Raw genomic sequence first — 22676 nt, 5'->3', positions numbered from 1 at the left:
TTACTAAGCCACAGGATAAACCACATGTACCCGATAAAAATTTGATCCCGCTTTAGGCTTATTAACTGCCAATGTATTTATATTGATCTCCCCGTTTGATGCATCAAATGCTGTCTTAACCTTATAATACTGCCAAGCTCTTTTCCCGGAATAGCCATATACGCTACCCCCAGGTACCTTCTTAGGCGTCTCTGTCAATGCAATAATCGGGTGACCATTCTTCAGAATAGCAAAGCGCACAGCCTTTTGCGGTGTGTTGGGCGTCAAAAGACACACGCCCGTTATCCCCAAAATAGTAAAAACTCCAACAATCAAAAATGCTGCAATGAGGACTCTTCTTTTTTTCATAACAGCCTTCTCCCTCCACCGAATCATACTAATTAATGGATACCCGTCTTAATTATTCGATACTTTTTAATTCCGCTACGCCACGTGAAGCGTGTTTTATAATCGTCCTCTGAAATTCATCTATTGCCTATCTTTATTTATGTATAACGCCGAGATATCACGCAATTCGTGATCATCCCGGCGTTGTGTTCTTCACGTTAGAAAACCATTTACTCCTCCAAGAGTTTAAAGGTTCAGCGCTACCGAATTTAGCTACATGAAACTTCTACTAAATAGATGATTAAAACCATTCCCCAATGGTGCTGATCAGCTGCTTACCTATCCATACCTTATGATATACTTATTATTAACAAAATCATACATAAATTATCAATTATTTAGTACGAAGACCTATGTTACAAATAAAGAAAACTGGCTAGCTGATAACAGTTCTCCTAAACTACAACCTATTCCAATTTAATCGCCTGATCCACAAAAAAACACCACGATTGGTTATCATCGTGGTGTTTCTATTTTAGTAATCTCGCTTTTCGCCGGCCTTCACTCGTTGCCAATCCGCCGTGACATTGGCACTCATCACCGGTAGGATTCGCTTTAACGTAGCCACATCATCTGCCGACAAACCTGCTAGGGCCACTTGATTAGAATAATCATTTTCACGTTTCAAGATGGGATAGATGGCCTGCCCCTTTTCAGTCGGGTACAACACCTTACTCTTCTGGTTACCAGGTAGCGGTTCGCGATACACCAAGCCACCGTCAATCAGTCGCTTAACCGCGTGCGCCGTTGTGGTGCGATCAATCCTAATCAGCTCGGCCAACTGGCCCTGAATGATCCCGGGGTGCTCACATATCCGCGCCAGATAAGCGTACTGGCCACGGGTCAGCTGATATTGCTTGAACTCAACGTTAGCAATTGAATCCAACGCCCGCGCAATACTGCCCACTTCCCGTAACACGTCAGTCATGAGTCGCCTCCAAACGCATATCTAAGTGTGGGATATCATCCTCCAAATAAACCGCTGAGACTGGTTTGAACCCAAATCCGGCGTAAAACTTTTGCAAATACGCCTGCGCCTGAATCTGAATAGGCTTGCCCGGAAACCGCTTGGCGATTGCGTCCAACGTTGCCTGCACAACCTGTTGGCCCAACCCAGTGCCCCGATAAGCTTTAACCACCAACACCCGGCCAAAGGTCACCGAATCACCGCGATCCATGATCCGCGTGTACGCCTGCAATTGACCAGCATCGTCCGTTAGCTGGACGTGAAGGTCATCAAAATCATCGGTATCCACTTCTTGATACGGGCAATTCTGCTCCACAACGAAGACGGCAACCCGTTCCTTTAGCACCTGAACCAGTTCCTGACTGGTCAATTCATTGGTCTGCTTGACTGTCAGCATGGCCATCACCCCTTTTAGTTTCTGGGGCTAAGTGTACCACGATATTGTTGCATAAGCAACAATATAATTAACTTTCAACCTATCCCTGTACGATGCCTAAGTCTAACATCGACTGCGCTGTAGCAATGATGGCCGTCTTGGCCGACCGTGGCTGCCATCCCAACAGATTCACCGCTTTAGCATTACTAGTTTCCGCGTATTCACCCACGATAGAAGCAATCATCTTCAAATCTGGTTTTACCAGAGCTGCTGCTTTAATTGTCGCATTAGAAATTGTCTTAGTGGGTAACTTAGATGCAAACTGCGGAAAGGCTACCCGTAAAATATTTGCGACGTCTAACATAGATAACGTTTCTCCGGTAGTCGCTAAGAACCGTTCACCGGCTGCTTGCGGTTGCGTCATGGCTAGCAAGTGGAGACTAGCGACATCCCGCACGTCAACGTATCCCGAATCAACGTTGGGAACGGCCTTCACCTGCCCCTCCAGTAATTGTTGAATCTGGACATTAGAATGGGAGTAATCACTCGCCAAGACAGGCCCCATCACACCAACTGGATTTACAGCCGCTAGCTCCATCCCTTGTCCTGCCGTTTTAATAAATTGCCAAGCCGCTTGTTCAGCCAATGTCTTGGATTTTTGATAAGGGTGAATTTTCTTCGCCGTCACATCCGACCAGTCCGCTTCGGTATAGGGGGTCGTTCGATGATGATGGCCCGCAAAGATCGCCCCATAAGCGGAGGTCAAGACCACCCGCGAAACACCGGCATCACGGGCAGCTGTCAACACCCGCAAGACCCCGTCGATAGCCGGGCGAATCATCTCATCTTCATTCCGGTAAACCCGGTTAGGGGTCGGTGACGCCACATGAATCACGTAAGTCGCTCCCGTCATCGTTGCCGCCCAATGATCGTCACTGGTTAAGTCGGCTTCCGTAATCTCCAAGTCGGTTAGATCAGTCACACCACCGGTTGCTAACATCTCATGAATTAAGGCTGTCCGTTTCAATGACCGGACTGTCGTTCGCACGGCATACCCCTGCTGGAGTAATTGTAAAATAATATGGATAGCAATAAAGCCACTTCCACCGGTTACAACGACTAATTCTTTTTTCATCATTATTCACGCTCGCTTTCGTTTCACTTGTAACGTCTGTGGAAGTAGCATACAATGACCCCAGACCTAATTCAAGGCAATCACGAGCATCTATGACAGAACGGAGTAATTGTAATGGCAGCGACCAAACACGCCCAACAAATTAAACAAGATTCACAAGACTACTTAGCGACCGCCCTCCTCCAATTATTAGCCACCAAAGATTTAGCCGACTTAACGGTCACTCAAGTGGTGAAGCGGGCTGGCGTTAGTCGCATGGCCTTTTATCGTAACTTCAATACCCTTGACGACGTGCTCACAGCTTACTTTGGTCCCATCATTACAGCCCGCTTTGCGGATATCGCCAAGCTACCGACAGCCGACAAGTTGCAGGCACTTGGCGACTTCTTCACCAGTTTCTCAACAACCCTCAAACTCTCCGCAGACCGGGGATTTGAACACATTATCCGTCAGGTCTTCAATGATAATATGCGGACCTTCTATGCGACTAACGTGACTTGGCACGGGATCACATCGACTCAGCAGACCTACTGGATTAGTTTTATGAGTGCTGGTGTCTACGCCATTTGGCGGGATTGGTTGTTGGGCGGACAACAAGAATCATTGACCACCATTCACGATCTCATCGCCACTTTCCAACAAACTACCATGATGGGACTGCTTCAGCAGGATAAATCCTAACTTTGACGTTGGTAACACCCGGCCCTAATCATCAATCTGCTAGACACGAAAAAGGTTCCGCAACCCGACTATATCCGTCGTTGCGGAACCTTTTTCGTCTATTCATTTAATTCAAGTATTTTTCCAACCACTCGACATAGTAGCGCTCACGGCCAATGGCATGATCCAAAATCAAATAATGCCCGTACGCCTGGTCAATGGCCGTTTGATCCGGAAAAACCGTCTGCTGGCGCTCTTGTAGATGGGCCAGTTGCGCCCGGTGTAAAGCCGCTTGCTCCTGCAACATTGGCTGCAAACGGGGATCATCGCTGGTCTTAATGAAGTAAAGCTTTAAAATAAACTCGTCCTTGGTCGCCGTCAACTCTGGCGATGGCTCGCTCACCCACGCAACCAACTTATCATGCCCGGTCGGCGTTAATGAATACTGCTTTTTAGCCAGCTTTTCCCCACTGACGGTGTCCTCATGGGTAATGTCACCAGCGGTTTCTAAGCGTTTAAGCATCGGATAAATCTGGCTGTGTTGCGCCTGCCAAAACTCACCGATCTCATGTTCAAAGGCTTTGGTCAAGTCATAACCCGTCTGCGGCCGCTGATTGAGCAGTCCTAAGATAATATATTGTAATCGATTTCGCTGACCGATAATGGCCGCCTCCTTGCCTGACTGTTGTCTTCATTGAACCAGTTTCATAAAAAAACTGCAAGAAAATTATTGACGTTTCCGAAATTTCGCGTTACAGTAATCACGTAAACAAAAACATGTAATTAATTACATGTTTGCTATTAAAAAGGAGCGCTTTATGATGACTAAAGAATTCAAAACATTAGACGACTTTTTAGGTACCCACTTCATCTACACCTACGACAACGGCTGGGAATACGAATGGTACGCTAAGAATGACCACACCGTTGATTACCGAATCCATGGTGGCATGGTCGCTGGGCGGTGGGTTACTGACCAAGCGGCCAACATTGTGATGCTGGTTCCCGGCATCTACAAAGTTGCCTGGACAGAACCAACGGGAACCGACGTTGCGCTTGATTTCGTTCCCAACGAAAAGAAGCTAAACGGTACCATCTTCTTCCCTAAGTGGGTTGAAGAACATCCCGAAATCACGGTAACTTATCAAAACGAACACATTGATTTAATGGAAGAATCCCGTGAAAAGTATGACACTTATCCTAAGTTAGTCGTACCCGAATTTGCCAACATCACGTACATGGGTGACGCTGGTCAAGACAACGAAGATGTTATTAGCGAAGCCCCATACGCCGGCATGCCCGACGACATCCGGGCTGGCAAGTACTTCGACAGTAACTACAAGCGGATCAAGAAATAAGCTTAACTTTACTTAAAACGCGTGCCCCTTTCTAGTGGAAAAGAGGCACGCGTTTTGCCGTTCAACTGACTAACGTTCATGATTATCGCCTAAATAACGGCTTTTAATCTCGAATTGTCTATCAATAATTGTTCTTTGATTCGGTCCTTGATATGCTAAGAGTAGCTAGTTTTATGGGGGAGATTTAGATGAAAAATTTAAGGAACAATCTTGATTGGTGGGTAAAATTTATTATTTCATTAATTGCCTGCCTCGTTATCGACTGGGTAGCCAGCCAATTTTTAGGAACTGCACTTTGGGCCCTCATTATCGAATTCTTCTTGACGTGCCTGCTACTGCTGATCGCTATCATTTTGGCGGACACCTGGCATCAGCCCCGCTAACCCTACGGCCCAAAATCGGGTATACTGAACCTAACTCTTAGTAGAAAGTAGGTCAGCGTCTATGGCAAATTACATCAAGGAAATTCGCGAACTCGTCGGTCACAAACCCATCATTCTTAATGCCTCTGGTGGTCTGGTGACCAACGAGCGACACGAGGCTTTACTGAATCTACGGACCGATACGCATAACTGGAGCTTGCCCGGTGGTTACTTAGAATACGGCGAGACCTTTGCGACCGCCTGCATCCGCGAAGTCAAAGAAGACAGCGGCTTGGATGTTGAGATTATCCAGTCACTGGGAATCTTCGACCAAGGATTTACGACCTATCCAAACGGTGACGTCACCCAAGTGATCTCCCAACTGTACTGGGTAAAGCCAACTGGCGGGCATCTCCTACCAGCAGCCACGGATGAGACACTGGACCTCCAGTACTTCCCTCTAGATGACCTACCACCCTTGTTAAACCAGCAAACTGCTGACATGTTAGCAGCCGCCCAAACCTACTTTGCTCAACAAAATCACTAATGACCTCTAGCGCGCGATATTTTCGAGCGCTTTTTTTATGCGTTTTCACGACGCACAACTACTCGCTATCCATACTCCAAATAATTAAAAACAACCCCATAGCAACGCCTAACAGCTTAACCGACCAGTTATCAAATGACCATGAGAGCGCCTCGGCTATCCAAAAAGCAATGCCAAACCAAAATAGCCAACGCCGGTAAAAGTGGTGGTTGAATTTTTTCCCCATACGTCACACCTCCGCTGTCAGGATAGCACGGTGGTGTCCGGCAGCAATTGATAATGGCTTACTTTTGCCAGTCAGTTACTAATTGTATCAATCTAATTGTCAGATATTTACCACTATATTTATGGCGACTACAAAAACAAAAGTGGTATGCTAGAAAGTAAATTTCATTATTTCTAGGAGGACATCTCATGAGTTTGATCTATCTAAGACAGGCCACACTAGCTGATTTACCCGCTATTATGCCAATTATTGCCAATGCCAAAGCGCTCTTAAAAGCCGATGGCAGTCCCCAGTGGCAAGATGGTTATCCCGATGAAGCCGCGATTACCGCTGATATCAACAATCAGCAGAGTTGGTTATTAATCGTTGATGGTCAAGTTGCCGGTACCGCTGCCCAAGTGGTCGGTGACAACGCTGACTACCACGAGATTACCGGGACCGGTTGGCAAAATACCACCGACACCTATGCCACGATTCATCGGATTGCCTTAAGTTCGGCCTTTGCTGGTCAACACCTGAGCCACTATTTCTTCTCTAACCTGATCAGTCAGGCCTATCAAACTGGCATCCATAACTTCCGCATTGACACCCACAATATGAACAAGCGAATGCAAGCTATTGCCGCTAGTTTTGACTACCAGTACCGCGGTATCATTCACGTTGCCGAACCCGGCGACAACGCTCGTCGTGCTTACGAATTAAACTTAGACTAATTTGCAGCTTAACAAGCTCTTGGTTAGCACCTATAACAGGTAGTTTCAGTATCATTCTGAAACTACCTGTTTTTGATCACCAATTTACGTCCATGTTTTAAGTTCTCCGCCATAATACGTCCCTTGTTTAACTTTATCCCCTAATCGGTCTAATTTCTTACAACTAGACCCGCTAATTTGTGAATGCGCTTCACGAAACCGTTTTCTCAAAAGTGTTACTATTTTTGCTATCTTATCAAGCCATTATGGGGACACTTTCCCTAATCTGGGGCTATCTAGACCATCGTTCACACATCATTACGGCTATAAATTGATTCCCACATGCTGTATAATGGTCACTATCGTATGTCTCTTTTAAATTACCGTAGAAAGGAGATCTTCAATTCATGTATCGATTCTTTGTTCAGCCACAAGTTGACGCCATCACGCAAAAACTTGCCGGCTATGAACTTCTTCTGCGTTCATATTCGCATGACTACTGGGTAACGCCTAAAGACTTCACGGCACTACCGATGGAACAACAAGTCTCGCTATCCTACCAAGAAATTACTAATATTTTACAAAACCATCCAGATAATCCGGAAATTTCATTAAATCTCAACCGTCAGCAGTTCACTGACAGCCGCACCATTGGCCACTTGATCCACTTAAAAAAGTCGGTTAAGAATTTGAAACTGATTATTGAATTGACTGAGACTCCTTCATTAGACGAGCTACACCGTTATGTGGCACTATACCGATCATTCGGTATTAAACTCAGCTTAGACGATGTCGGCACTGACAACCCGTGGTGTCCCAGTGTTCAAGACGTCTTACCGTTCATGGACAGTATTAAATTTGCCATGCAGAACTTCCGCTTACAACATCGACAGGGGGAACTGATGGGCAGCCTAGACGCTTGGCGCCAAATTGCTGACATCTACCACCTCGGTTTTACCTTAGAAGGCATCGAGGATAAAGCTGATGTTGCACTAGCACAAAAGTACAATGTTAAAATGGCGCAAGGCTATTACTACAGCAAACCCGTTCCTTATTGCGGGTAGCGTTCCGCTTAAACAAAACTCGTTACGTGCATTAGCACCTAGCGAGTTTTTTTATTGGCTCATTTTAAAGCCGAAATTGGCTACGTTGCAGTGTCGGCATCACCTGTTCTTGCATGACCGCCACTAGTTCGGCTGGTGACTCCTGTTTACCAGAATCCAGCCACTCCTGCAAGATACTAAGTACCGCACCAGTCGTCATGGCAATCAGGTAACGTTGTGCTACTGGTGACTGATTTTTAATGCCGTAATATGGCAGAATATTGTCAGCGGCATTCTGCCGTAATTGATTCTTGATTTGATTCTGAATCTCAACTGAACCTTTCCGGGATAGCAGCAATGTAATCAGATCGCCCTGTTCATTAATCAGCGTTAACAGCTCCGTATATAAGGTCTCCAGGCCGTTGCCCCGATTCGCGTAAAATAATCGCATCCCCATTTTGACCAGATCACGACCGTAGCTGTCAACCAGGTCATACTTATCGACAAAATGGAGATAGAACCCACTCCGACTCACCTGCGCGGCCTGACAGAGATCCCTAACCGTAATATCATCAAAAGCCCGTTTCTTTAATAGTGCAATTAAAGCTGTGTAAATCTTGTGTTGTGTTTTGACATAACGATAATCCTCGGTTCGCTCACCCAAAATTATCCCTCCCATAATCACTTTTTCAGATGTGTCCATTATCTATCTAACACCATTGACGCTAGGTTTTAAGCATTTTATACTACTCATTGGGTTGAGAAATACAGCGCTGTGTCCATTATAATAATTAATCAACCTGCACGCAAAAAGAAAGCGGGTTTTTACATTGAAAAAGTGGTTTAAACATCCCTTAGCATACGTTGCCATTATTCTAGCAATGGTCTGTGGTCTCATCTTTGTCTTGGCAGCAGTTCCCGGATTCAACAAGCTCCCCAGTGGGACCCAAAACCTTCGCGTTGTTGTCCTAGATCAGGACCAATCATCTGTCTCCAAGAATATTGCAACGCACTTAGAAAACAAACTGCCCTTTAAAATGGTCACGGCGACCTCATTTGCTAACGCCAAACGCCAGTTAAATACGCGGCAGGCTGCCCTCATTATTCAAATCGATAAGGGCTTCTACCAGCGAGTCACCCGGGGCCAAGCGCCTAAGCTGACGTATACCGTTAATCAGTCGAACGGCTTGCTACAAAACATGGTGACCAAAAACGTCACTACTCAAGTCACTACTCAAGTTGCCTCCCAATTAACTACGGCCAAGGTCACCCAGATGCTCGCACAATCGGCTGGCAAGGCCCTCATGCAAAAGCAACAAGCCGTGGCTAAACAGCAAGTTAAACAACAACTCCAGGCTGCCTTGGCAAAATCACCTCAGCTAGCACAACAACCGGCACAATTGAAAAAACTACAACAACAAGCAATTGCTCGGGTAAAGCACCAGCAACAACAACGCTTAATGCCCCAAGTTAAAAAGCAAGCAGCCGCAACCGCAGCGACCTTAACGGGTCAAGTTGCCACGACCACAACTAAACTGCACGCGTTACCAACCAATTATCAATATCAATTTGCTCCTATGTTTCTGAACTTAGGTGCCTATCTAGGAATCATGCTGATGAGTCTCGTCTTAACCCTGATGTTCATGAGTGCTCGCCACGTTATCGGTAAATGGTCTGCCTTACTTGCCGTCCAGCTTAACGGATTCATCGGCGTTCTAGTCGCCCCACTCGTTACGCTAGGAACGCTCCGCTGCCTAATTAGCTTCTCCAGTTCGGCTTTCTGGCAACTATTCGGCGTTCAGGTACTCTTTGGCTTAGCGGTCTTTGAATTTACCTTAGCCATTGCCTTTCTGTGCGGTGGTCTCCCTTCCATGATTCTTCAACTGCCACTGCTAGTAAGTCAGGTGGTAGCAAGTGGTGCGATCATCCCACGGCCAGCATTAAACGGCTTTTATCGCTGGTTGAGTACCCACACACCGATGTCTCAAGGTGTATACTCAACATTTAATGCGCTCTATGGCGGGGCTAACAGCGGCTATACCAGTGCGTTATGGTGGCTGATTAGCCTGAGCTTACTTGCCGTCATCCTGATTGGGTGGCTGGGTTATCGTTCGACCAAAACGAATCCGTTATCCCGGTTGGTTCCCTTTACGGCCGGCAACTAATAGCCATTATAAAAATGGACCTGCTAGAAGTTAAGTCTTCTGACAGGTCCATTTTGGTTCGTTCATGTTAAGTACGGTTGAATCAGCCGCTCACTAGTTGGCACAACTTGAAAGGTGGTCAACGGCCGGCCACTGCTCTGATAAACAATCGCTGAGGTCAGATAGCCCATAGCTACCAAAAAATCCACGTATTTCTTGGTGGAGACCCGGGATAACCCCGTTTGATCTGCCACATCTTGATTAGAAAACCCCGGCTTTAAGGTTGCCAGCGCCGTGACGATTCGCTGTAGTGATAACTTGGTTAGCCCCTTGGGTAATTCGGCAGTGGTCGTTGTTGAAACCGGCACCGTTACCCCCAAGAACAAGCTATCCAGGTCGGTCTGTGACACCGTGTGCTTATCATCCACTGCCAATAACCGCGTGAATTTAGCCATTGCTTGTTGAAACCGGTCGAACGTAAAGGGCTTAATTAAGAAATCCAACACACCATAGTTCACGGCTTCCTTTAACGTTTGTTGGTCGTTAGCCGCCGTCATCATAATTACTTGCGGATGCAGCTGACGGCCTAAGAGCTCAGCCAAAAATTCTGTCCCACTTAATTGGGGGAGATACATATCTAATAGAATTAACGTATATTCTGCTAAATCCGGTCGTGCCAATGCTACCACTGCACTCGGACATTCCACAATCGTTGCCGCCTGTAATTGGGGAATGCGTTCTAAGAAGCGGTGGTTAATCAACCGCACCATCGGGTCATCTTCAATAATTAATATTTTCATTTTGGCGCTCCCGTCTCCACTTGAATCGTCACCACTGTCCCTTGGGGAGAATTGGCCGTTATGGCTAAAGTCCCCTTCAGCGTGGTTACAGCAGCCATAATCAAGCTCATCCCATATCCCCGCTGTGGCCCCTTAGTTGAGAAGCCTTGGGTAAACATCTGGGTGCGCACCGCTGGACTAATCCCACTGCCCGTATCCGTCACGACAATTGTTAATGTGCCAGTTGCCGTTAGTACTAACCGCAGCGTCACCTGATCGGTCGACTTGGGTGCTGTAATTGCCGCAATCGCATTATCTAATAGATTACTGACAATCCGTAAAGCGAGAACTTCCACCCGATTTTCGAAAGTCACCTGAGTCACCGCCGATTGGGCATCGATAGTCAATGAAAACCCTTGTTCCTTAGCCTCTTTGCGTTTACCCAATATGAGCCCCACCATGGCCGGCCACTTAATTTTGTCCGTGACTGCTCCGACGTCTTGGTGATAGGAATTGTTAATTTCCTGCATAAACTGCAACGCACGGGGATACTCAGCCAGCTCCAGTAAGCCATTGATGACTTGTAGCTGATTCATAAACTCATGCGTTTGGGCCCGGAGCGACGAGATGTAATGCTCCGTTCCGGCTAACTTATCAATCAAGTCCGTAATGGCTGACATATCACGAATAAGCGAGACTTGTCCGATTACCCGTCCCCGCACTCGGAGATCATTGGTCGTCACCAATAGCCGTTTATCTTGAAACGCCACTTCACTCCCACTGGTCTGCCGGGTCGCCGGCGCAAATAAGAGTGCCCGAAGTGTTGCCGGCAAGGGGGCATTCAGTGATAACGGCTGACCAAACAGGTGCTGTGCCGTTTGATTCGCAGAAATAATGCTCCCATTGCGGTTAATTGCAACGATTCCTTCCGGCAATGAATCATCAATTAACTTTTGCCGCGCAATCCGTTCGGAAATCTCGCTAGGTTCCATGCCTAATAACAGATAGCGGAGATACATGCCCAATAAAATGGCCAAAATGCAGCCAATCAGAAAGCCCAGTAACCCGCCCAGCAAGATAGGCCGAGTCTTATGCTGTAACTGCTGATCCAAATTCTGTTGGGTTAGGCCGACACAGACGACCCCAATAACGCGGCCACGGTCATAAACTGGCAGGAATACCCGATACTCTGGTCCCAGTACGCCAGGCTTTTGGGAATAGTGAATCTGACCACGTAATGCTGGGGCTGGGTCCTTAACTGAACTAAAATGATGGCCCACACTCTTCGCTCGTGGATGTGATAAACGAATTAACTGGTGGTTCATCACCACAATAAAATCTACGTCATCGCGACTGACCAACGGTTTAATCACTGTTTGTAAATTCGTATCAGCTCCCGCATTGGAGGCACGAATGACCCGTTTAACTGCCGGCATCTTAGCGGTCGAACGGGCCACCCGCAGAATTCGCCGCTGAATCGTTTGCTTATTCTCCGCTACCGTATCCCGGTGGATCAGGACCACCGTTGTTGCCACTGATACCCCAATTGCTAGTGCCATGACGGCAATCACAATGGCCCAAAACGGGAGTTGTTTCTTCAATTTCTGCACATCCGCCACCTCATTTGCCAATATACCTGACCAGGCCGGTTTGTCGCAACTGAAACGCCCGCGGCAAAAAAGAGTCCGAGACAAAAGTCCCGAGCTCTTGTTGTCTCACGCTCACTTGATTAGGCGTGGATGGCGTTAGCTGTCTTCCCCGTCGTTAAGATATCATGAAAATTATCGTAACTAATGCGAATCATATCTTGTAAGGCCGGTTCCGTATACGATCCCACGTGCGGTGTAATCAACACTTTAGGATTAGCTCGTAGTAAGTCTTGAACCCCTTGGTTAGGCACTTCATTGACACTGGCGAATTGCTTACCAATGATTGCCACTTCGTCAGCAACCACGTCAGTCCCGTAGCCACTAAGGTGACCATCCTCAAGACCTTTAAGGATGGCTGGCACGTTAGCCAGTTCCCCCCGGGCCGTATTAATGAGAACGGCACCGGACTTCATTTGCTGAATAAAGTCAGTATTGACTAAATCTTCATTCTTACCTGGGAAATATGGCACATGAATCGAAACAATGTCACTTTGGGCTAATAACGTTGGTAAATCCACTAATTCAGCCAGCTCTTTAGCGGCATCAGATGGATACGGATCATATGCCACAACTTTGGCACCCAAAGCCTTGTACAGCTTGGCTTCCGTATAGCCCAAGCGACCAATCCCGACAATTCCGACCGTTGCCGTGTGGATTTCCTTGCTAAACATCGCATTGGAGATCGTGAAATCTGCCTGACGGGTTTGGCTGATCGCTAAGTTCACGTGGCGGAACAGTGTCATGCCGAGTGTGAAGGCCAATTCAGCCACAGCGTATGGCGAGTAACCCGGCACACGGGCCATTTCAATGCCCAGATCAGCTGCGGCCTGTAGGTCCATATGGTTAAACCCAACGGAACGCGTGAAGACGTATTTAATCCCCCAACCCGCAAAGGCCTCGAGGTTTTGCCGGTCAACGACACAGTTACCCCGTACTAATACGGCATCAGCGCCTTGAGCCGCTGTCACGTTGTCGTGAGTCAGGAGTTCCTCAACATAAGTCATGTCAAAATCATATTTATTTAGCTTATCGAAATACGGTTGCTCGATCGGTCGGACGCCGTAAGATGTAATTTTTACCATACTAGGAAACTTCCTTTCTTTAATGGAACACGCCGAGTCCACTCACCACTTGGAGAATGGCAATCCAAACTGGCATCATCACTACCGCACAGATGGTCGAGATAAAGGATGCATTGGAAGACAAGACTGCTTCTCGGTCAAAGCTAATGGCGTACGCAGAAGCTACAGAGGCCGTTGGCGTTGCCATCATAACAACTACCGTGGCAACAGCGACAAAACTCAACGGTAAAATACCGGTGATATCCAAGAGCCAGAGGATCACGAGATTTAATAGCGGTACCAAGATAACTTTGTTTAAAGCGTAATACCAGGGTGTCTTGTCCTTAGCCGCATCGGCAAAGGAAATGGACCCCAGCGTTACCCCGATTGCCAACCAAGCCAGTGGTGAAGATAAGTTCGCTAAGTAAGTCAGAGGTTTGTAAAGCCACAGTGCAGTCTGATCGATCCGATAAAAGGCAACGGTCGTCATCCCAGTGGTTTGTACGCCGTTAATCGCGGCATGCACCGTCACCTGTGGAACGAGGTGTTGGGCTAACCAGAAGAAGAGCCCCAAGAAAGTTGCGATAACAATGGGATTGGCAAACATTTTCTTGATATTCTTGGCTTCCATCTTCAACCCGGACATCTTGATGTAGGCGTATGAATAGAGGAAGATCCGGTACCCGATGTTAAAAATGGAACTATACATGACCCCTTTGGCCCCATAAACGGCGCCGACAATCGGAATCCCAAAGAAAGTCGTGGAACCAAACGTGGTTAAGATTGCTAAAACTTCACGTTGTCCCTTAACATAACGTTGATACATGAAGGGCGTGATAAAAATCAAAAGAATATAAATCACAATTCCCCAAACTAAAACACCCATACCTTGCTTAAAAGCGTCGCCATCCATGGGTTGCATGAAGGAGTTAAACGCTAAAGCTGGAATTGCCACAGTCAGGGCAACCTTGGTTAACACTTTACCAAAGTTCTCGCCAAAAGTCCCCCGGCGCCGTAGGAAGAAGCCGAGAAGAATAATAAAGATGGTCGATGTGATGGAACTAATAATTGCTGCATTTGTGAACGTTGATTCAACTGCTTTGAGCACGCTCATGGTTGTCGCCTCCGAATTAATTTATCTGATGGCTTAATCATATATCGAGTTTGCTCACTTTTATACATATCGAAAGTTATGTAAGTAATGTAAGTTTTGTAAGTGGTTATGAATATTGCTGAATCCGTCACAAGACCAGTATATTTTGTCCCTCACTATCCTTAATTGGCTAGCATACTGAATCCATAAGAAAAGGCCGTGCCCAAAGGCCCGACCCTAACTGATTCTATTCTACTGATACTCACTTTCCAATCTATCGACCATTAGCCGCGATGGATGCTGCTGTCGCACTGCGATCATCTTTAGATGGTAGCCGTTTAAGGCCAACACCGGTGAACCCGCTGAGAATGGAGAACACAGGTGACAACAGACTGAAGAAACAGAATGGCAGGTAAGCCAGTGTAGAGACGCCTAACGTGTTAGCCGCGAAGACGGCCGCCACGCCCCAAGGAACCAAGTAGTTGATAACCGTGCCCCCATCTTCAAGCACCCGGCTCAGTGCCAAGTTATCTAAACCACGCGCGTTGAAGGTTTCCTTAAAGGCTTTCCCTGGTAAGATAACGGAAAGGTATTGTTCCCCAACAAAGATGTTGACGCCGATCCCGGCTAGAATGGCGGCCGTCACTAATGAACCGGTTCCGTGTAGGCGTTTAGCCAATGGGACCATGACCGTCTGAATCACATTGAACTTCATCAGCAATCCGCCAAGGGTGAGTGTCAGAATAATCAGTGACACCGTCGACATCATGGCACTAATTCCACCCCGGGTCAGTAAGGCATCCACACTGCCATTACCCGTCTTGGACACAAATCCGGATTCAATCATCGTCGCAATACTGCTCAATGATGTCGTGGGCTTTTCAATAAAAATCATCACAATAGCTAACCCAATATTTAACAGCAACGTGGGAATGGCCGGAATCTTCCGCCAAGCACAGGCAAACATAACTAAAATTGGAAGAACTGCCCACCAAGTGATCGAGAAGTGGGTATTCAACGTGGTCAACGTCGCATTAATCTTGCCCATGGCATTCGCATCAGATGCCCCGTTTCCCATGAAGAAGTAGAGCACCAAAGAAACTAAGAATGCTGGAATCGTGGACCACATCAAGTTTTTAATATGCGCAAATAATTCAGATTCAGCAATGGCTGAGGCCAAGTTCGTTGAATCAGATAGCGGCGACGTCTTATCGCCGAAGATCGCGCCGGAAATGATTGCCCCAGCTACTAATGCTGGATTGAAGCCCATCGTCGTCCCCATCCCGAACAGGGCAATCCCGATAGTTGAAATGATCGTAAACGCACTCCCAATGGAAGTACCAATGATGGCACAAACTAGGAAAACAGATGGCACGAACCATTGCGCCGAAATCATATGGAAACCAAAGACCATCATGGATGGAATAATCCCGGCGGCAATCCAGACACTAATCAAGGCCCCAATCAGTAAAAAGATAAAAATGGGAATAATCCCAGTTTTAATCCCGTCAATAATGCCATCATGAATGGTATCCCAATTGGCACCGCGGACCTTCGCCCATAGAATCACCAAGGAAATAACCAATAAAACTGGGGTGGTTGGTGATAATCCAAACTTGATAACCCCTAACCCCATCACTACTAGCATGGCTAGCAAAATCATCAAAGCCTCTGTAAAACTAATTGGTTTACCCGTTTTCGTTGAATTTTCTTTCATGTTAATCGCTCCTCTTAGCTCAAGTTATGTACAAAAAAATCGCCCCTGCTGCATCTTCTGCAACAGGGACGATTTTAGACTAAACCGTGGTACCACCCAACTTGAGCCACTGGTTCTAGACCCAGTCACTCCACTCACTAGAAGGTAACGGCTCTAGTTATTTTCCGCCTGGCGGACCAGGACATTCCACTGTATTTCGTCGTAATCACCCTGATCGGTTCGCAGCAACCACCGACTTTCTGACACCCAGATGACACGCTACTTGGTAATGGAAATTAGCGTTCGTTATTTGATTGACTTTGATAATAGCACGATGAGAAATGCCCGTCAACCTCTAATTTTATTTTTATCTTTAACCCATCAACCTAGTCCCGAAATGGCGCCGGGTATTCCAGCATGCCGCCAACATGGGCTAAGGCCCCGGCCGTCAGGGGTTTGATGAGGTGACTGCCCATTGGGACGGGCAAGCTATTATGAATCGCAAAGTCTTCAGCCATCACGTATCCGCGGCCGCCATAATAGGTCATATCACCCACGACGCTCACTGCCGCAAAGCCAGCCATTCTAGCCCGCGTCTCTAATTCGCTGAGCAATTCACTCCCCACACCTTGACCTTGCCAATCAAGGGCCACCGCTAATGGGGCCAGCGCCACAATTGTCGTTGTATGCCGATTCCCACGAATCATCACCGGACTTAATAGCCCATGGCCCACTATCGTGTCAATGGACGGCTTGGCCACAACTTCCAAACTAGCTTGATAATCATAAGTCTTACGTAATTGATGAATCAGGTCAACCTCATTACCTTGACTATCTTCTACGGGTTCAAAGGCTGCTTGCACCAATTGGTCTACCTGCTGGTAATCAGTTGGTTGGATGGTCTCGAAACTTAAACTCACGTCGTCTACCTCTCATTTCTTAAAGCGATTGGTAACAATACTGTGTTATTATACACGTCTGTTAAGCAATAACGAAATGATCGGCAATGATTTTATAAAATCGCTTGAATTCTGACCCGTTTACCCCGTACACTGGATACAATACTATTATGGAAATGAGGCCGTTATTTTGACACAAAAACAGCGCTGGGCTGGCGTTTCAGTGGTACTCTATGTCCTTTTTGTCATCGCTGCCATCTGGCTGAACTTTTTGGACCCTGCTAAGATTGGTCTAGAGTGGACCATCTTCTGGTACTTTACCGCAGCGGGTGGATGTTTTTACTTCTATTTCAAAAACTTTACTTACCGTGAGACCGTCTACTACGCCAAAAAACTAGGTCTCCACAAAGAAGACCTAGTCCCATTAATTCCTAAATTAAAAGCTAATCAGGATGTCCCCGATCCAGATCATCCCGGATTTCTGAGTCCCTTCGCTAAAGTTCCCTTTTCAGTTCTAAATGCCCTAACTGAACAATTAGAGCCAAAAGCCAAGGCTCAAGGGATTCCACCCTTTCGGTAACTTACTTGCGACCAGAATAGGTCTGTGACTTCTTTAACCAGGCGGTATCGTCTGGGTCTGGACCCACTCGTTTGCCGGTATCGAGGTCACTAATCGCCTTCATTTCATCTTCATCCAGGCCAAAAGCAAAAATGTCTCGATTTTGTTGGATACGAGCTTCGTGAATTGACTTAGGAATCACAACTTCTTCACGTTGAACATGCCACCGTAAGATAATCTGGGCGGCACTCACGTCATGAGCAGCGGCCAATTCATTAATCACGGGATCGGTCAATGCGTTGTTGTTTCCCCCGCCTAGTGGACTCCACGCTTCATGCAAAATCCCTTGGCTTTCCAAGTAAGCGTGCATGTCGGTTTGTTGGAAATAAGGATGCGTTTCAATTTGATCGACAACCGGCTTGACCGTGCCGTGAGCCAAGATATCAGCCATCTGCGTCTGGTTAAAGTTCGACACACCGATATTCTTGATCTTCCCGGCCTTATACAGGTCTTCCATCGCCCGCCAGCTGTCTAAATAACCTGGGGCTGGCCAGTGAATGAGGTACAGATCCAAATAGTCTAAGCCCAGCTTATCTAGGGTTTCTTGGAAGGCGGCCTGCGTTTCATCGTAGCCGCGCACGCTGTTCCATAATTTTGAGGTCACAAAAATCTGATCGCGTGGCACATCACTTTCGCGGATGGCTTCGCCCACCCATTGCTCGTTGCCATAGTAAGCAGCTGTATCAATATGCCGATAGCCAGCTGCTAGCGCCCACTTAATGGCATTCTTAGTATCCTCAGCATTATCAACTTGGAAAACACCCAAGCCCAACTGGGGAATATGATGACCGTTATTCATGGGTAAGTCTGGAATATCATTATGCAAAATAAAACCACCTTTCAAACTTCGTTTCCTTTCCATCATACAATACCCCGTCTCATTCTGGGGAAATTTGACCGAAAAAAGCGGAAAAATGAGGGTATCATTTTATTCTAACGCCCTTTTGCGGTATCATGAGGAGTGTGATAGTTTGTCGTTAAAACGACAAACTTGTTTTTTCACACCGTTCTGGACATGGAGGTTTTTCAGTTGAACAACCAAGAACCAAAATCACGCGTACAACGGTATAACTTTAATCAAGGGTCAGATCAACCGCCCCGGCGACGGCAACGCAAGCCCCGCCGTTGGTGGCCGTGGATTATGACGTTATTAACGCTGGCTATAGCTATTTTATTGGTCTTGGCCATCAATCATCACAATACAACGGGCTCGTCCACATCGTCGTCAACGAGTGCCAGCTCATCAGTGGCCGCAGCCAGTTCGTCAGCATCCGAGCAAACGGCCTACGAAAGTTTCCGCTCAACGTACAGTAGCTACAACGACAACGGGTTAACCGTCACGCAAAAACAAAAACTACAAAGCATCATTAACGATGAATCTAATGATGCGATCCAAACCCGCGAACAAAATCTATTAGATCAAGCTAAGACGAAGAAAAGCTCAGCTAATACGACCAGTTCATCATCAGCACCGCAACAATCTTCATCTGCTTCTTCGGATTCAACATTCGATAGTACCCACACGTTCTCATCGGTCAATGACGCCCAAAACTGGGCCCAGGCCTCTAAGCAGCAGTGGTTACAAGCCGGATACTCTACCTACACCATTACGTCTGATGGTCAGGGTAACTATAACTTAAAGTTTGTCCGTTAATTGATAACAGCGGCCCCGTAGCATGACGATGCTACCAGGGCCGCTGTTATTTTTTATTTAGATTGATGCAGTCGCTCGATCTGTTGCTGTAATCGGTCAACTTTAGTGGTCAGCGTGTCGATCTTACTCAGCAATAACACAATGTCAGCTTGTTCCTTAGTCTTTTGGGCCGCGGCATTTTTTGATGCCCGCTCCGTCACAAAATCGGTAATGGTACTGGTTAACAAACCAATAAATCCGATACCACCAAACATCAGAAAACTGGCAATGATTTTTCCAAAAGCCGTGTGCGGCGTCTCATCCCCATACCCAACGGTAGTTGCCGTCGTAATCGCCCACCATAATGAATTAGCCAGACTTTGCTTTTCAGTTAACGAAAAGAGAAAGGCACTTAGAACAATGATGGCGACACTGATCGAAAATAAATAGATGAAGCCGGTCTTATAGATAAACCGATGATAAGCCTTCGTCCATTTTCCCGCGATTCCCAGCCGCCAGAAGAGATGGTGGTAGCGAATCAGCCGGCCTAATCGCGCCAACCGGAAGAACGCAAACACCGGGTGTAACGGGATAATGCCCAACAAGTCAAACGCTGATTGGATCAAGAAGACCTTGCGATTTTTTGTCACGATAAAGCGGAACAGGTAATCGACCGCGAATACCACCAAAAGACCATTGGCAATCGTAAATTCTGTTGCGTAATCGCCCCACTTCAAAAACATCAAGGTCACATTGACCACCGACCACAAGGTGAGTACTGTCACGCCTACATGATAGGCGATTAACCATGGGCGTTGTTGCTTTGCCATGTGCTATCCTTCTTCCCCCATTTACGAATTACCTTCTAATATACCTAGATTTCAGGAAATTACCAGTCACATTGGGAGAATTTTAAAGAATTACTGACGTTTGCTCGATTGCCCGATTTGCGCAAAGAAGGCCGGGACCAACGTTTCATAAAAAGTAATGGCCTGTAAATAATCATCCAATTCAATATATTCATCAACTTGGTGGGAGGTATCGCTTCCCGGGCCAATTTCAATACTAGTGAAATCCGCTTTGGCCCGTAAAAATTCGGCCCCATCGTTAGCCCCACCGGAACCCACAATCTGCGTCTCATGCTGACAAATGTCATCACTAATCTGCTTGGCCAGCTGGACCAATGGTGCTTGAGGGTCGCCCGGAATGGCTTCTTCCGGATAACTATAACTCAGCTCCAGTTGAACCCCTGGTTCTTGATTTAACCGATCAATTAAGGCTTCCAGTTCGTCATAGAGGATTTGATTAGGATACGCTGGAATGGTCCGCATATTAGCCATTAATTCCGCGTGGGCGGGAATTGAATTGACCTGCTCCCCACCCGAAATCAGATCAACGTTATGGAGCAACCCGCCGAGTACGGGGTCCGTTTTCGTATATTTAGCCATCAGTGGTCCCACCGCATTATAAAACTTCATGAGGTTATCAATCGCATTCACCCCATTTTCCGGTTGAGCACTGTGACTCGCCACACCCGTTGAGACCACTTTGTAATCAATCACCCCACGAGCGGTATAAACCACCTGGTCCAACCCACTGGGCTCCGCAATGACCAGGCCCGCCAGGTGATCGGCGTACCCCGCATCCGTGAGCGTTGCTGCTCCATATTCGCCCGTCTCTTCACCAACCGTTGCCAGCAAGCGTAGGCTTCCCGCGAGTGGCGTACCCTGCTCTAGAAACTCTAGCATGGTAATCACAATGGCAGCCAGTCCACTCTTCATGTCCGATGCACCGCGCCCAAAAAGCCGGCCATCCACAATTTCGCCACCAAATGGCGGATGCGTCCAAGCGGTCTCATCGCCGGCCGCAACAACATCCATGTGGCCAGATAAACCAAGCTGAGGCCCAGCGGGATTACCGATCGTCACCACTAAGTTATCTCGTCCTGGCGCAAACGGTACCTTTTCAATCTGCGCTTGGGGATATGGCGCAAAGAGGCTTGCCAAATAATCAGCGACATCGGTCTCATGAGCATTAACGGATTTAATATGAATTAACGTTTGTAGAATTTCAATTTTTTGTTGGGGCGTCATCTCAGTCATCCTTCCTGAACTGCTAGTAATTGGTACTTATCATACACGAGTTCAGGGGAAAAACAATATATTTCTGAAATTATATTCGATATTTTTATTATATTCGGTTTTTTATACATAAATTATGAATATTCGCGAATAACTCTCCTCCTGCGGTATAATAGGAGTAAGTACCAATCATTAGGAGGGGTTTTATGCGAATCTTTGTGCCAACCGAAAATGGCTATCTAGCCGATGAATACAGTAAGCACGCCACAGGTGACGACGTCTATGCCGGTCAACCTGTAAAATCATTTCCGATCAGCTTATCCAAATTGCCTAAAAAAACGCAAACCATTGCGCTGAACCTCATTGATTTCGATGCCGTTCCCGTTAGCGGATTTCCCTGGATTCACTGGGTTGCCGCGAACTTTCCTGGAACCACGCGTGAAATTACAGCCGACGTTTCGCGCACCAATGCAATTCCACACACGCATGGCCGCAATAGCAATGCCGGTTCCCTAGTAGGCAACACTGATCCGGCCATTTTTCAAAACTACACCGGCCCATTTCCGCCGGATCAAGACCACGACTACAGCCTAACCGTCTATGCATTGAACACCAAATTAGACTTAGCGGAAGGCTTTTGGCTCAACGATCTCTTACATCAAATTAACGGTCACGTTTTGGATACCGCTACAATTACGTTAAAAGGTCGCGTCTAATTCACTAAAGAAGGCTAACTATGGCACAACAACATTACACAAATATCTTGGTTCCCGTCGATGGTTCCGTCCAAGCAGAATTGGCGTTAAAAAAGGCTGTGGCCTTAGCACAACAGAGTGAGCACGCCCACGTTGACCTGCTAAACGTCTTACGAATCAACCATTATGGTTTTTACGCCAGTGGATCAATGCCTGGTGATGTTATTCATGACCTCGCACAAGATGCGACGGCCTACTTAACGTCTCTGGTCGAAACCACGCGTGCGGCGACTGGGTTCAAAGAGCTGGCCATTCACGTGCGTTTCGGCAATCCCAAGACGGTCATCGCACATGAATTTGTCGCCGACCACCACAATGATTTAATCGTTCTGGGCGCGACTGGGATGAGCGCTGTTGCCCGCATGGTAGAAGGCTCCGTCACAGCCTATGTCAGTCGGATGGCAAACATTGATGTGTTTGTCGTTCGCACCGATACGACTGGTGCACCAATCGACACAAAACAAGTGGTTGCCAAGAATCGCGAGCAACCCAAGTTACCTTAACAATCTAGCAT

General features: G+C 47.0%; 27 protein-coding genes. 11 read left to right on the top strand and 16 right to left on the bottom strand.

The features are described 5' to 3' along the window. Positions 1-3: 3 nt before the first annotated feature. From FC61_RS08665 to FC61_RS08650, 4 genes are all read right to left on the bottom strand, one after another. A complete protein-coding gene (locus FC61_RS08665) occupies positions 4-348 on the bottom strand; it encodes a hypothetical protein (RefSeq protein ID WP_024525885.1) in 345 nt (114 codons plus the stop codon). 514 nt (positions 349-862) lie between these two features. Then, positions 863-1315 carry a MarR family winged helix-turn-helix transcriptional regulator gene (locus tag FC61_RS08660; protein ID WP_011667013.1) on the bottom strand — a complete coding sequence of 151 codons (453 nt, stop codon included), beginning with the start codon at positions 1313-1315 and terminating at the stop codon, positions 863-865. Next, complete coding sequence (locus FC61_RS08655; RefSeq protein ID WP_035464750.1) at positions 1308-1751, bottom strand: GNAT family N-acetyltransferase; 444 nt, start codon at positions 1749-1751, stop codon at positions 1308-1310. The genes FC61_RS08660 and FC61_RS08655 overlap by 8 nt, the downstream gene beginning before the upstream one ends. Positions 1752-1830: 79 nt before the next feature. Beyond that, entirely contained in the window at positions 1831-2865 is a 1035-nt protein-coding gene (locus FC61_RS08650) for an SDR family oxidoreductase (RefSeq protein WP_042516754.1), read from the bottom strand. A 114-nt stretch (positions 2866-2979) separates the two neighbouring features. Between FC61_RS08650 and FC61_RS08645 the strand changes: the two genes are divergently transcribed. Continuing rightward, complete coding sequence (locus FC61_RS08645) at positions 2980-3546, top strand: TetR/AcrR family transcriptional regulator (protein WP_021740911.1); 567 nt, start codon at positions 2980-2982, stop codon at positions 3544-3546. Positions 3547-3652: 106 nt separating this feature from the next. Here FC61_RS08645 and FC61_RS08640 read toward each other — a convergent pair whose 3' ends face one another. After that, the gene (locus FC61_RS08640) at positions 3653-4186 is read right to left on the bottom strand and encodes a PadR family transcriptional regulator (protein WP_024525888.1); all 534 of its coding nucleotides are present in this window, start codon (positions 4184-4186) and stop codon (positions 3653-3655) included. A 160-nt stretch (positions 4187-4346) separates the two neighbouring features. Here FC61_RS08640 and FC61_RS08635 point away from each other — a divergent pair, with 160 nt between their 5' ends. The 3 genes from FC61_RS08635 (at position 4347) to FC61_RS08625 (ending at position 5792) form a co-directional block, all read left to right on the top strand. Further along, positions 4347-4883 carry a phenolic acid decarboxylase gene (locus FC61_RS08635; RefSeq protein WP_024855243.1) on the top strand — a complete coding sequence of 179 codons (537 nt, stop codon included), beginning with the start codon at positions 4347-4349 and terminating at the stop codon, positions 4881-4883. 188 nt (positions 4884-5071) lie between these two features. After that, a complete protein-coding gene (locus FC61_RS08630) occupies positions 5072-5266 on the top strand; it encodes a hypothetical protein (RefSeq protein WP_021740914.1) in 195 nt (64 codons plus the stop codon). Between the two features lie 61 nt (positions 5267-5327). Beyond that, positions 5328-5792, top strand: a complete 465-nt coding sequence (locus tag FC61_RS08625; protein WP_021740915.1) for an NUDIX hydrolase — start codon at positions 5328-5330, stop codon at positions 5790-5792. A gap of 58 nt (positions 5793-5850) precedes the next feature. Here the strand turns inward: FC61_RS08625 and FC61_RS12485 are convergent, their stop codons facing one another. Continuing rightward, a complete protein-coding gene (locus FC61_RS12485) occupies positions 5851-6018 on the bottom strand; it encodes a hypothetical protein (RefSeq protein ID WP_021740916.1) in 168 nt (55 codons plus the stop codon). Between the two features lie 188 nt (positions 6019-6206). On the opposite strand from FC61_RS12485, the gene FC61_RS08620 reads away from it, so the two are divergent. After that, the gene (locus FC61_RS08620) at positions 6207-6731 is read left to right on the top strand and encodes a GNAT family N-acetyltransferase (RefSeq protein WP_021740917.1); all 525 of its coding nucleotides are present in this window, start codon (positions 6207-6209) and stop codon (positions 6729-6731) included. A gap of 386 nt (positions 6732-7117) precedes the next feature. Continuing rightward, positions 7118-7774: an EAL domain-containing protein gene (locus FC61_RS08615; RefSeq protein WP_021740918.1), complete on the top strand. Its 657-nt coding sequence runs from the start codon at positions 7118-7120 to the stop codon at positions 7772-7774. A 64-nt stretch (positions 7775-7838) separates the two neighbouring features. Here FC61_RS08615 and FC61_RS08610 read toward each other — a convergent pair whose 3' ends face one another. Then, positions 7839-8417 (bottom strand): TetR/AcrR family transcriptional regulator, encoded by a 579-nt coding sequence (locus FC61_RS08610; protein WP_011667006.1) that lies wholly within the window; start codon positions 8415-8417, stop codon positions 7839-7841. A gap of 166 nt (positions 8418-8583) precedes the next feature. On the opposite strand from FC61_RS08610, the gene FC61_RS08605 reads away from it, so the two are divergent. Next, positions 8584-9918, top strand: coding sequence for an ABC transporter permease (locus tag FC61_RS08605; protein WP_021740919.1), 1335 nt, complete (start codon positions 8584-8586; stop codon positions 9916-9918). A 62-nt stretch (positions 9919-9980) separates the two neighbouring features. Here the strand turns inward: FC61_RS08605 and FC61_RS08600 are convergent, their stop codons facing one another. The 6 genes from FC61_RS08600 to FC61_RS08575 all read right to left on the bottom strand — a co-directional run bounded on the left by FC61_RS08600 (position 9981) and on the right by FC61_RS08575 (position 17095). Continuing rightward, on the bottom strand, positions 9981-10697 hold the full coding sequence (locus tag FC61_RS08600; RefSeq protein WP_021740920.1) for a response regulator: 717 nt from the start codon (positions 10695-10697) through the stop codon (positions 9981-9983). Further along, positions 10694-12286 carry an ATP-binding protein gene (locus FC61_RS08595; RefSeq protein ID WP_035464029.1) on the bottom strand — a complete coding sequence of 531 codons (1593 nt, stop codon included), beginning with the start codon at positions 12284-12286 and terminating at the stop codon, positions 10694-10696. The genes FC61_RS08600 and FC61_RS08595 overlap by 4 nt, the downstream gene beginning before the upstream one ends. A 119-nt stretch (positions 12287-12405) precedes the next feature. After that, the gene (locus FC61_RS08590; protein WP_011667002.1) at positions 12406-13407 is read right to left on the bottom strand and encodes a 2-hydroxyacid dehydrogenase; all 1002 of its coding nucleotides are present in this window, start codon (positions 13405-13407) and stop codon (positions 12406-12408) included. Positions 13408-13426: 19 nt separating this feature from the next. Then, complete coding sequence (locus FC61_RS08585) at positions 13427-14500, bottom strand: AEC family transporter (protein WP_011667001.1); 1074 nt, start codon at positions 14498-14500, stop codon at positions 13427-13429. Positions 14501-14753: 253 nt separating this feature from the next. Then, positions 14754-16196 carry a Na+/H+ antiporter NhaC gene (nhaC, locus tag FC61_RS08580; RefSeq protein ID WP_021740924.1) on the bottom strand — a complete coding sequence of 481 codons (1443 nt, stop codon included), beginning with the start codon at positions 16194-16196 and terminating at the stop codon, positions 14754-14756. 365 nt (positions 16197-16561) lie between these two features. Beyond that, entirely contained in the window at positions 16562-17095 is a 534-nt protein-coding gene (locus FC61_RS08575; RefSeq protein WP_021740925.1) for a GNAT family N-acetyltransferase, read from the bottom strand. A gap of 169 nt (positions 17096-17264) precedes the next feature. Between FC61_RS08575 and FC61_RS08570 the strand changes: the two genes are divergently transcribed. After that, entirely contained in the window at positions 17265-17654 is a 390-nt protein-coding gene (locus FC61_RS08570; RefSeq protein ID WP_011666998.1) for a hypothetical protein, read from the top strand. A 1-nt stretch (position 17655) separates the two neighbouring features. Here the strand turns inward: FC61_RS08570 and FC61_RS08565 are convergent, their stop codons facing one another. Continuing rightward, the gene (locus tag FC61_RS08565) at positions 17656-18519 is read right to left on the bottom strand and encodes an aldo/keto reductase (protein ID WP_275452876.1); all 864 of its coding nucleotides are present in this window, start codon (positions 18517-18519) and stop codon (positions 17656-17658) included. 204 nt (positions 18520-18723) lie between these two features. On the opposite strand from FC61_RS08565, the gene FC61_RS08560 reads away from it, so the two are divergent. After that, entirely contained in the window at positions 18724-19347 is a 624-nt protein-coding gene (locus FC61_RS08560) for a hypothetical protein (protein ID WP_024855251.1), read from the top strand. 53 nt (positions 19348-19400) lie between these two features. Here the strand turns inward: FC61_RS08560 and FC61_RS08555 are convergent, their stop codons facing one another. Together FC61_RS08555 and FC61_RS08550 are read right to left on the bottom strand one after the other, a co-directional pair. Next, a complete protein-coding gene (locus tag FC61_RS08555) occupies positions 19401-20156 on the bottom strand; it encodes a potassium channel family protein (protein ID WP_021740928.1) in 756 nt (251 codons plus the stop codon). Between the two features lie 90 nt (positions 20157-20246). Then, positions 20247-21419 (bottom strand): ArgE/DapE family deacylase, encoded by a 1173-nt coding sequence (locus FC61_RS08550; RefSeq protein ID WP_042516684.1) that lies wholly within the window; start codon positions 21417-21419, stop codon positions 20247-20249. A gap of 194 nt (positions 21420-21613) precedes the next feature. On the opposite strand from FC61_RS08550, the gene FC61_RS08545 reads away from it, so the two are divergent. Together FC61_RS08545 and FC61_RS08540 are read left to right on the top strand one after the other, a co-directional pair. Further along, positions 21614-22123: a YbhB/YbcL family Raf kinase inhibitor-like protein gene (locus tag FC61_RS08545; protein ID WP_011666992.1), complete on the top strand. Its 510-nt coding sequence runs from the start codon at positions 21614-21616 to the stop codon at positions 22121-22123. A 20-nt stretch (positions 22124-22143) separates the two neighbouring features. After that, complete coding sequence (locus FC61_RS08540; protein WP_011666991.1) at positions 22144-22665, top strand: universal stress protein; 522 nt, start codon at positions 22144-22146, stop codon at positions 22663-22665. Positions 22666-22676 lie beyond the last annotated feature (11 nt).

The sequence above is a fragment of the Levilactobacillus brevis ATCC 14869 = DSM 20054 genome (assembly GCF_001433855.1).
GTDB lineage: Bacteria > Bacillota > Bacilli > Lactobacillales > Lactobacillaceae > Levilactobacillus > Levilactobacillus brevis.
The sequence above is the reverse complement of the archived record's forward strand: the minus strand, read 5'-3'. Positions and strand labels throughout refer to the sequence as shown.

Excerpts from the sequence above, each read along its gene's own strand:
- FC61_RS08665 (WP_024525885.1), bottom strand. The coding sequence starts at position 348 with ATGAAAAAAAGAAGAGTCCTCATTGCAGCATTTTTGATTGTTGGAGTT.
- FC61_RS08645 (WP_021740911.1), top strand. The coding sequence starts at position 2,980 with ATGGCAGCGACCAAACACGCCCAACAAATTAAACAAGATTCACAAGAC.
- FC61_RS08635 (WP_024855243.1), top strand. The coding sequence starts at position 4,347 with ATGACTAAAGAATTCAAAACATTAGACGACTTTTTAGGTACCCACTTC.
- FC61_RS08585 (WP_011667001.1), bottom strand. The coding sequence starts at position 14,500 with ATGAGCGTGCTCAAAGCAGTTGAATCAACGTTCACAAATGCAGCAATT.
- FC61_RS08660 (WP_011667013.1), bottom strand. The coding sequence starts at position 1,315 with ATGACTGACGTGTTACGGGAAGTGGGCAGTATTGCGCGGGCGTTGGAT.
- FC61_RS08630 (WP_021740914.1), top strand. The coding sequence starts at position 5,072 with ATGAAAAATTTAAGGAACAATCTTGATTGGTGGGTAAAATTTATTATT.
- FC61_RS08555 (WP_021740928.1), bottom strand. The coding sequence starts at position 20,156 with ATGGCAAAGCAACAACGCCCATGGTTAATCGCCTATCATGTAGGCGTG.
- FC61_RS08620 (WP_021740917.1), top strand. The coding sequence starts at position 6,207 with ATGAGTTTGATCTATCTAAGACAGGCCACACTAGCTGATTTACCCGCT.
- FC61_RS08655 (WP_035464750.1), bottom strand. The coding sequence starts at position 1,751 with ATGCTGACAGTCAAGCAGACCAATGAATTGACCAGTCAGGAACTGGTT.
- FC61_RS08545 (WP_011666992.1), top strand. The coding sequence starts at position 21,614 with ATGCGAATCTTTGTGCCAACCGAAAATGGCTATCTAGCCGATGAATAC.
- FC61_RS08650 (WP_042516754.1), bottom strand. The coding sequence starts at position 2,865 with ATGAAAAAAGAATTAGTCGTTGTAACCGGTGGAAGTGGCTTTATTGCT.
- FC61_RS08590 (WP_011667002.1), bottom strand. The coding sequence starts at position 13,407 with ATGGTAAAAATTACATCTTACGGCGTCCGACCGATCGAGCAACCGTAT.
- FC61_RS12485 (WP_021740916.1), bottom strand. The coding sequence starts at position 6,018 with ATGGGGAAAAAATTCAACCACCACTTTTACCGGCGTTGGCTATTTTGG.
- FC61_RS08615 (WP_021740918.1), top strand. The coding sequence starts at position 7,118 with ATGTATCGATTCTTTGTTCAGCCACAAGTTGACGCCATCACGCAAAAA.
- FC61_RS08625 (WP_021740915.1), top strand. The coding sequence starts at position 5,328 with ATGGCAAATTACATCAAGGAAATTCGCGAACTCGTCGGTCACAAACCC.
- nhaC (WP_021740924.1), bottom strand. The coding sequence starts at position 16,196 with ATGAAAGAAAATTCAACGAAAACGGGTAAACCAATTAGTTTTACAGAG.
- FC61_RS08540 (WP_011666991.1), top strand. The coding sequence starts at position 22,144 with ATGGCACAACAACATTACACAAATATCTTGGTTCCCGTCGATGGTTCC.
- FC61_RS08550 (WP_042516684.1), bottom strand. The coding sequence starts at position 21,419 with ATGACGCCCCAACAAAAAATTGAAATTCTACAAACGTTAATTCATATT.
- FC61_RS08600 (WP_021740920.1), bottom strand. The coding sequence starts at position 10,697 with ATGAAAATATTAATTATTGAAGATGACCCGATGGTGCGGTTGATTAAC.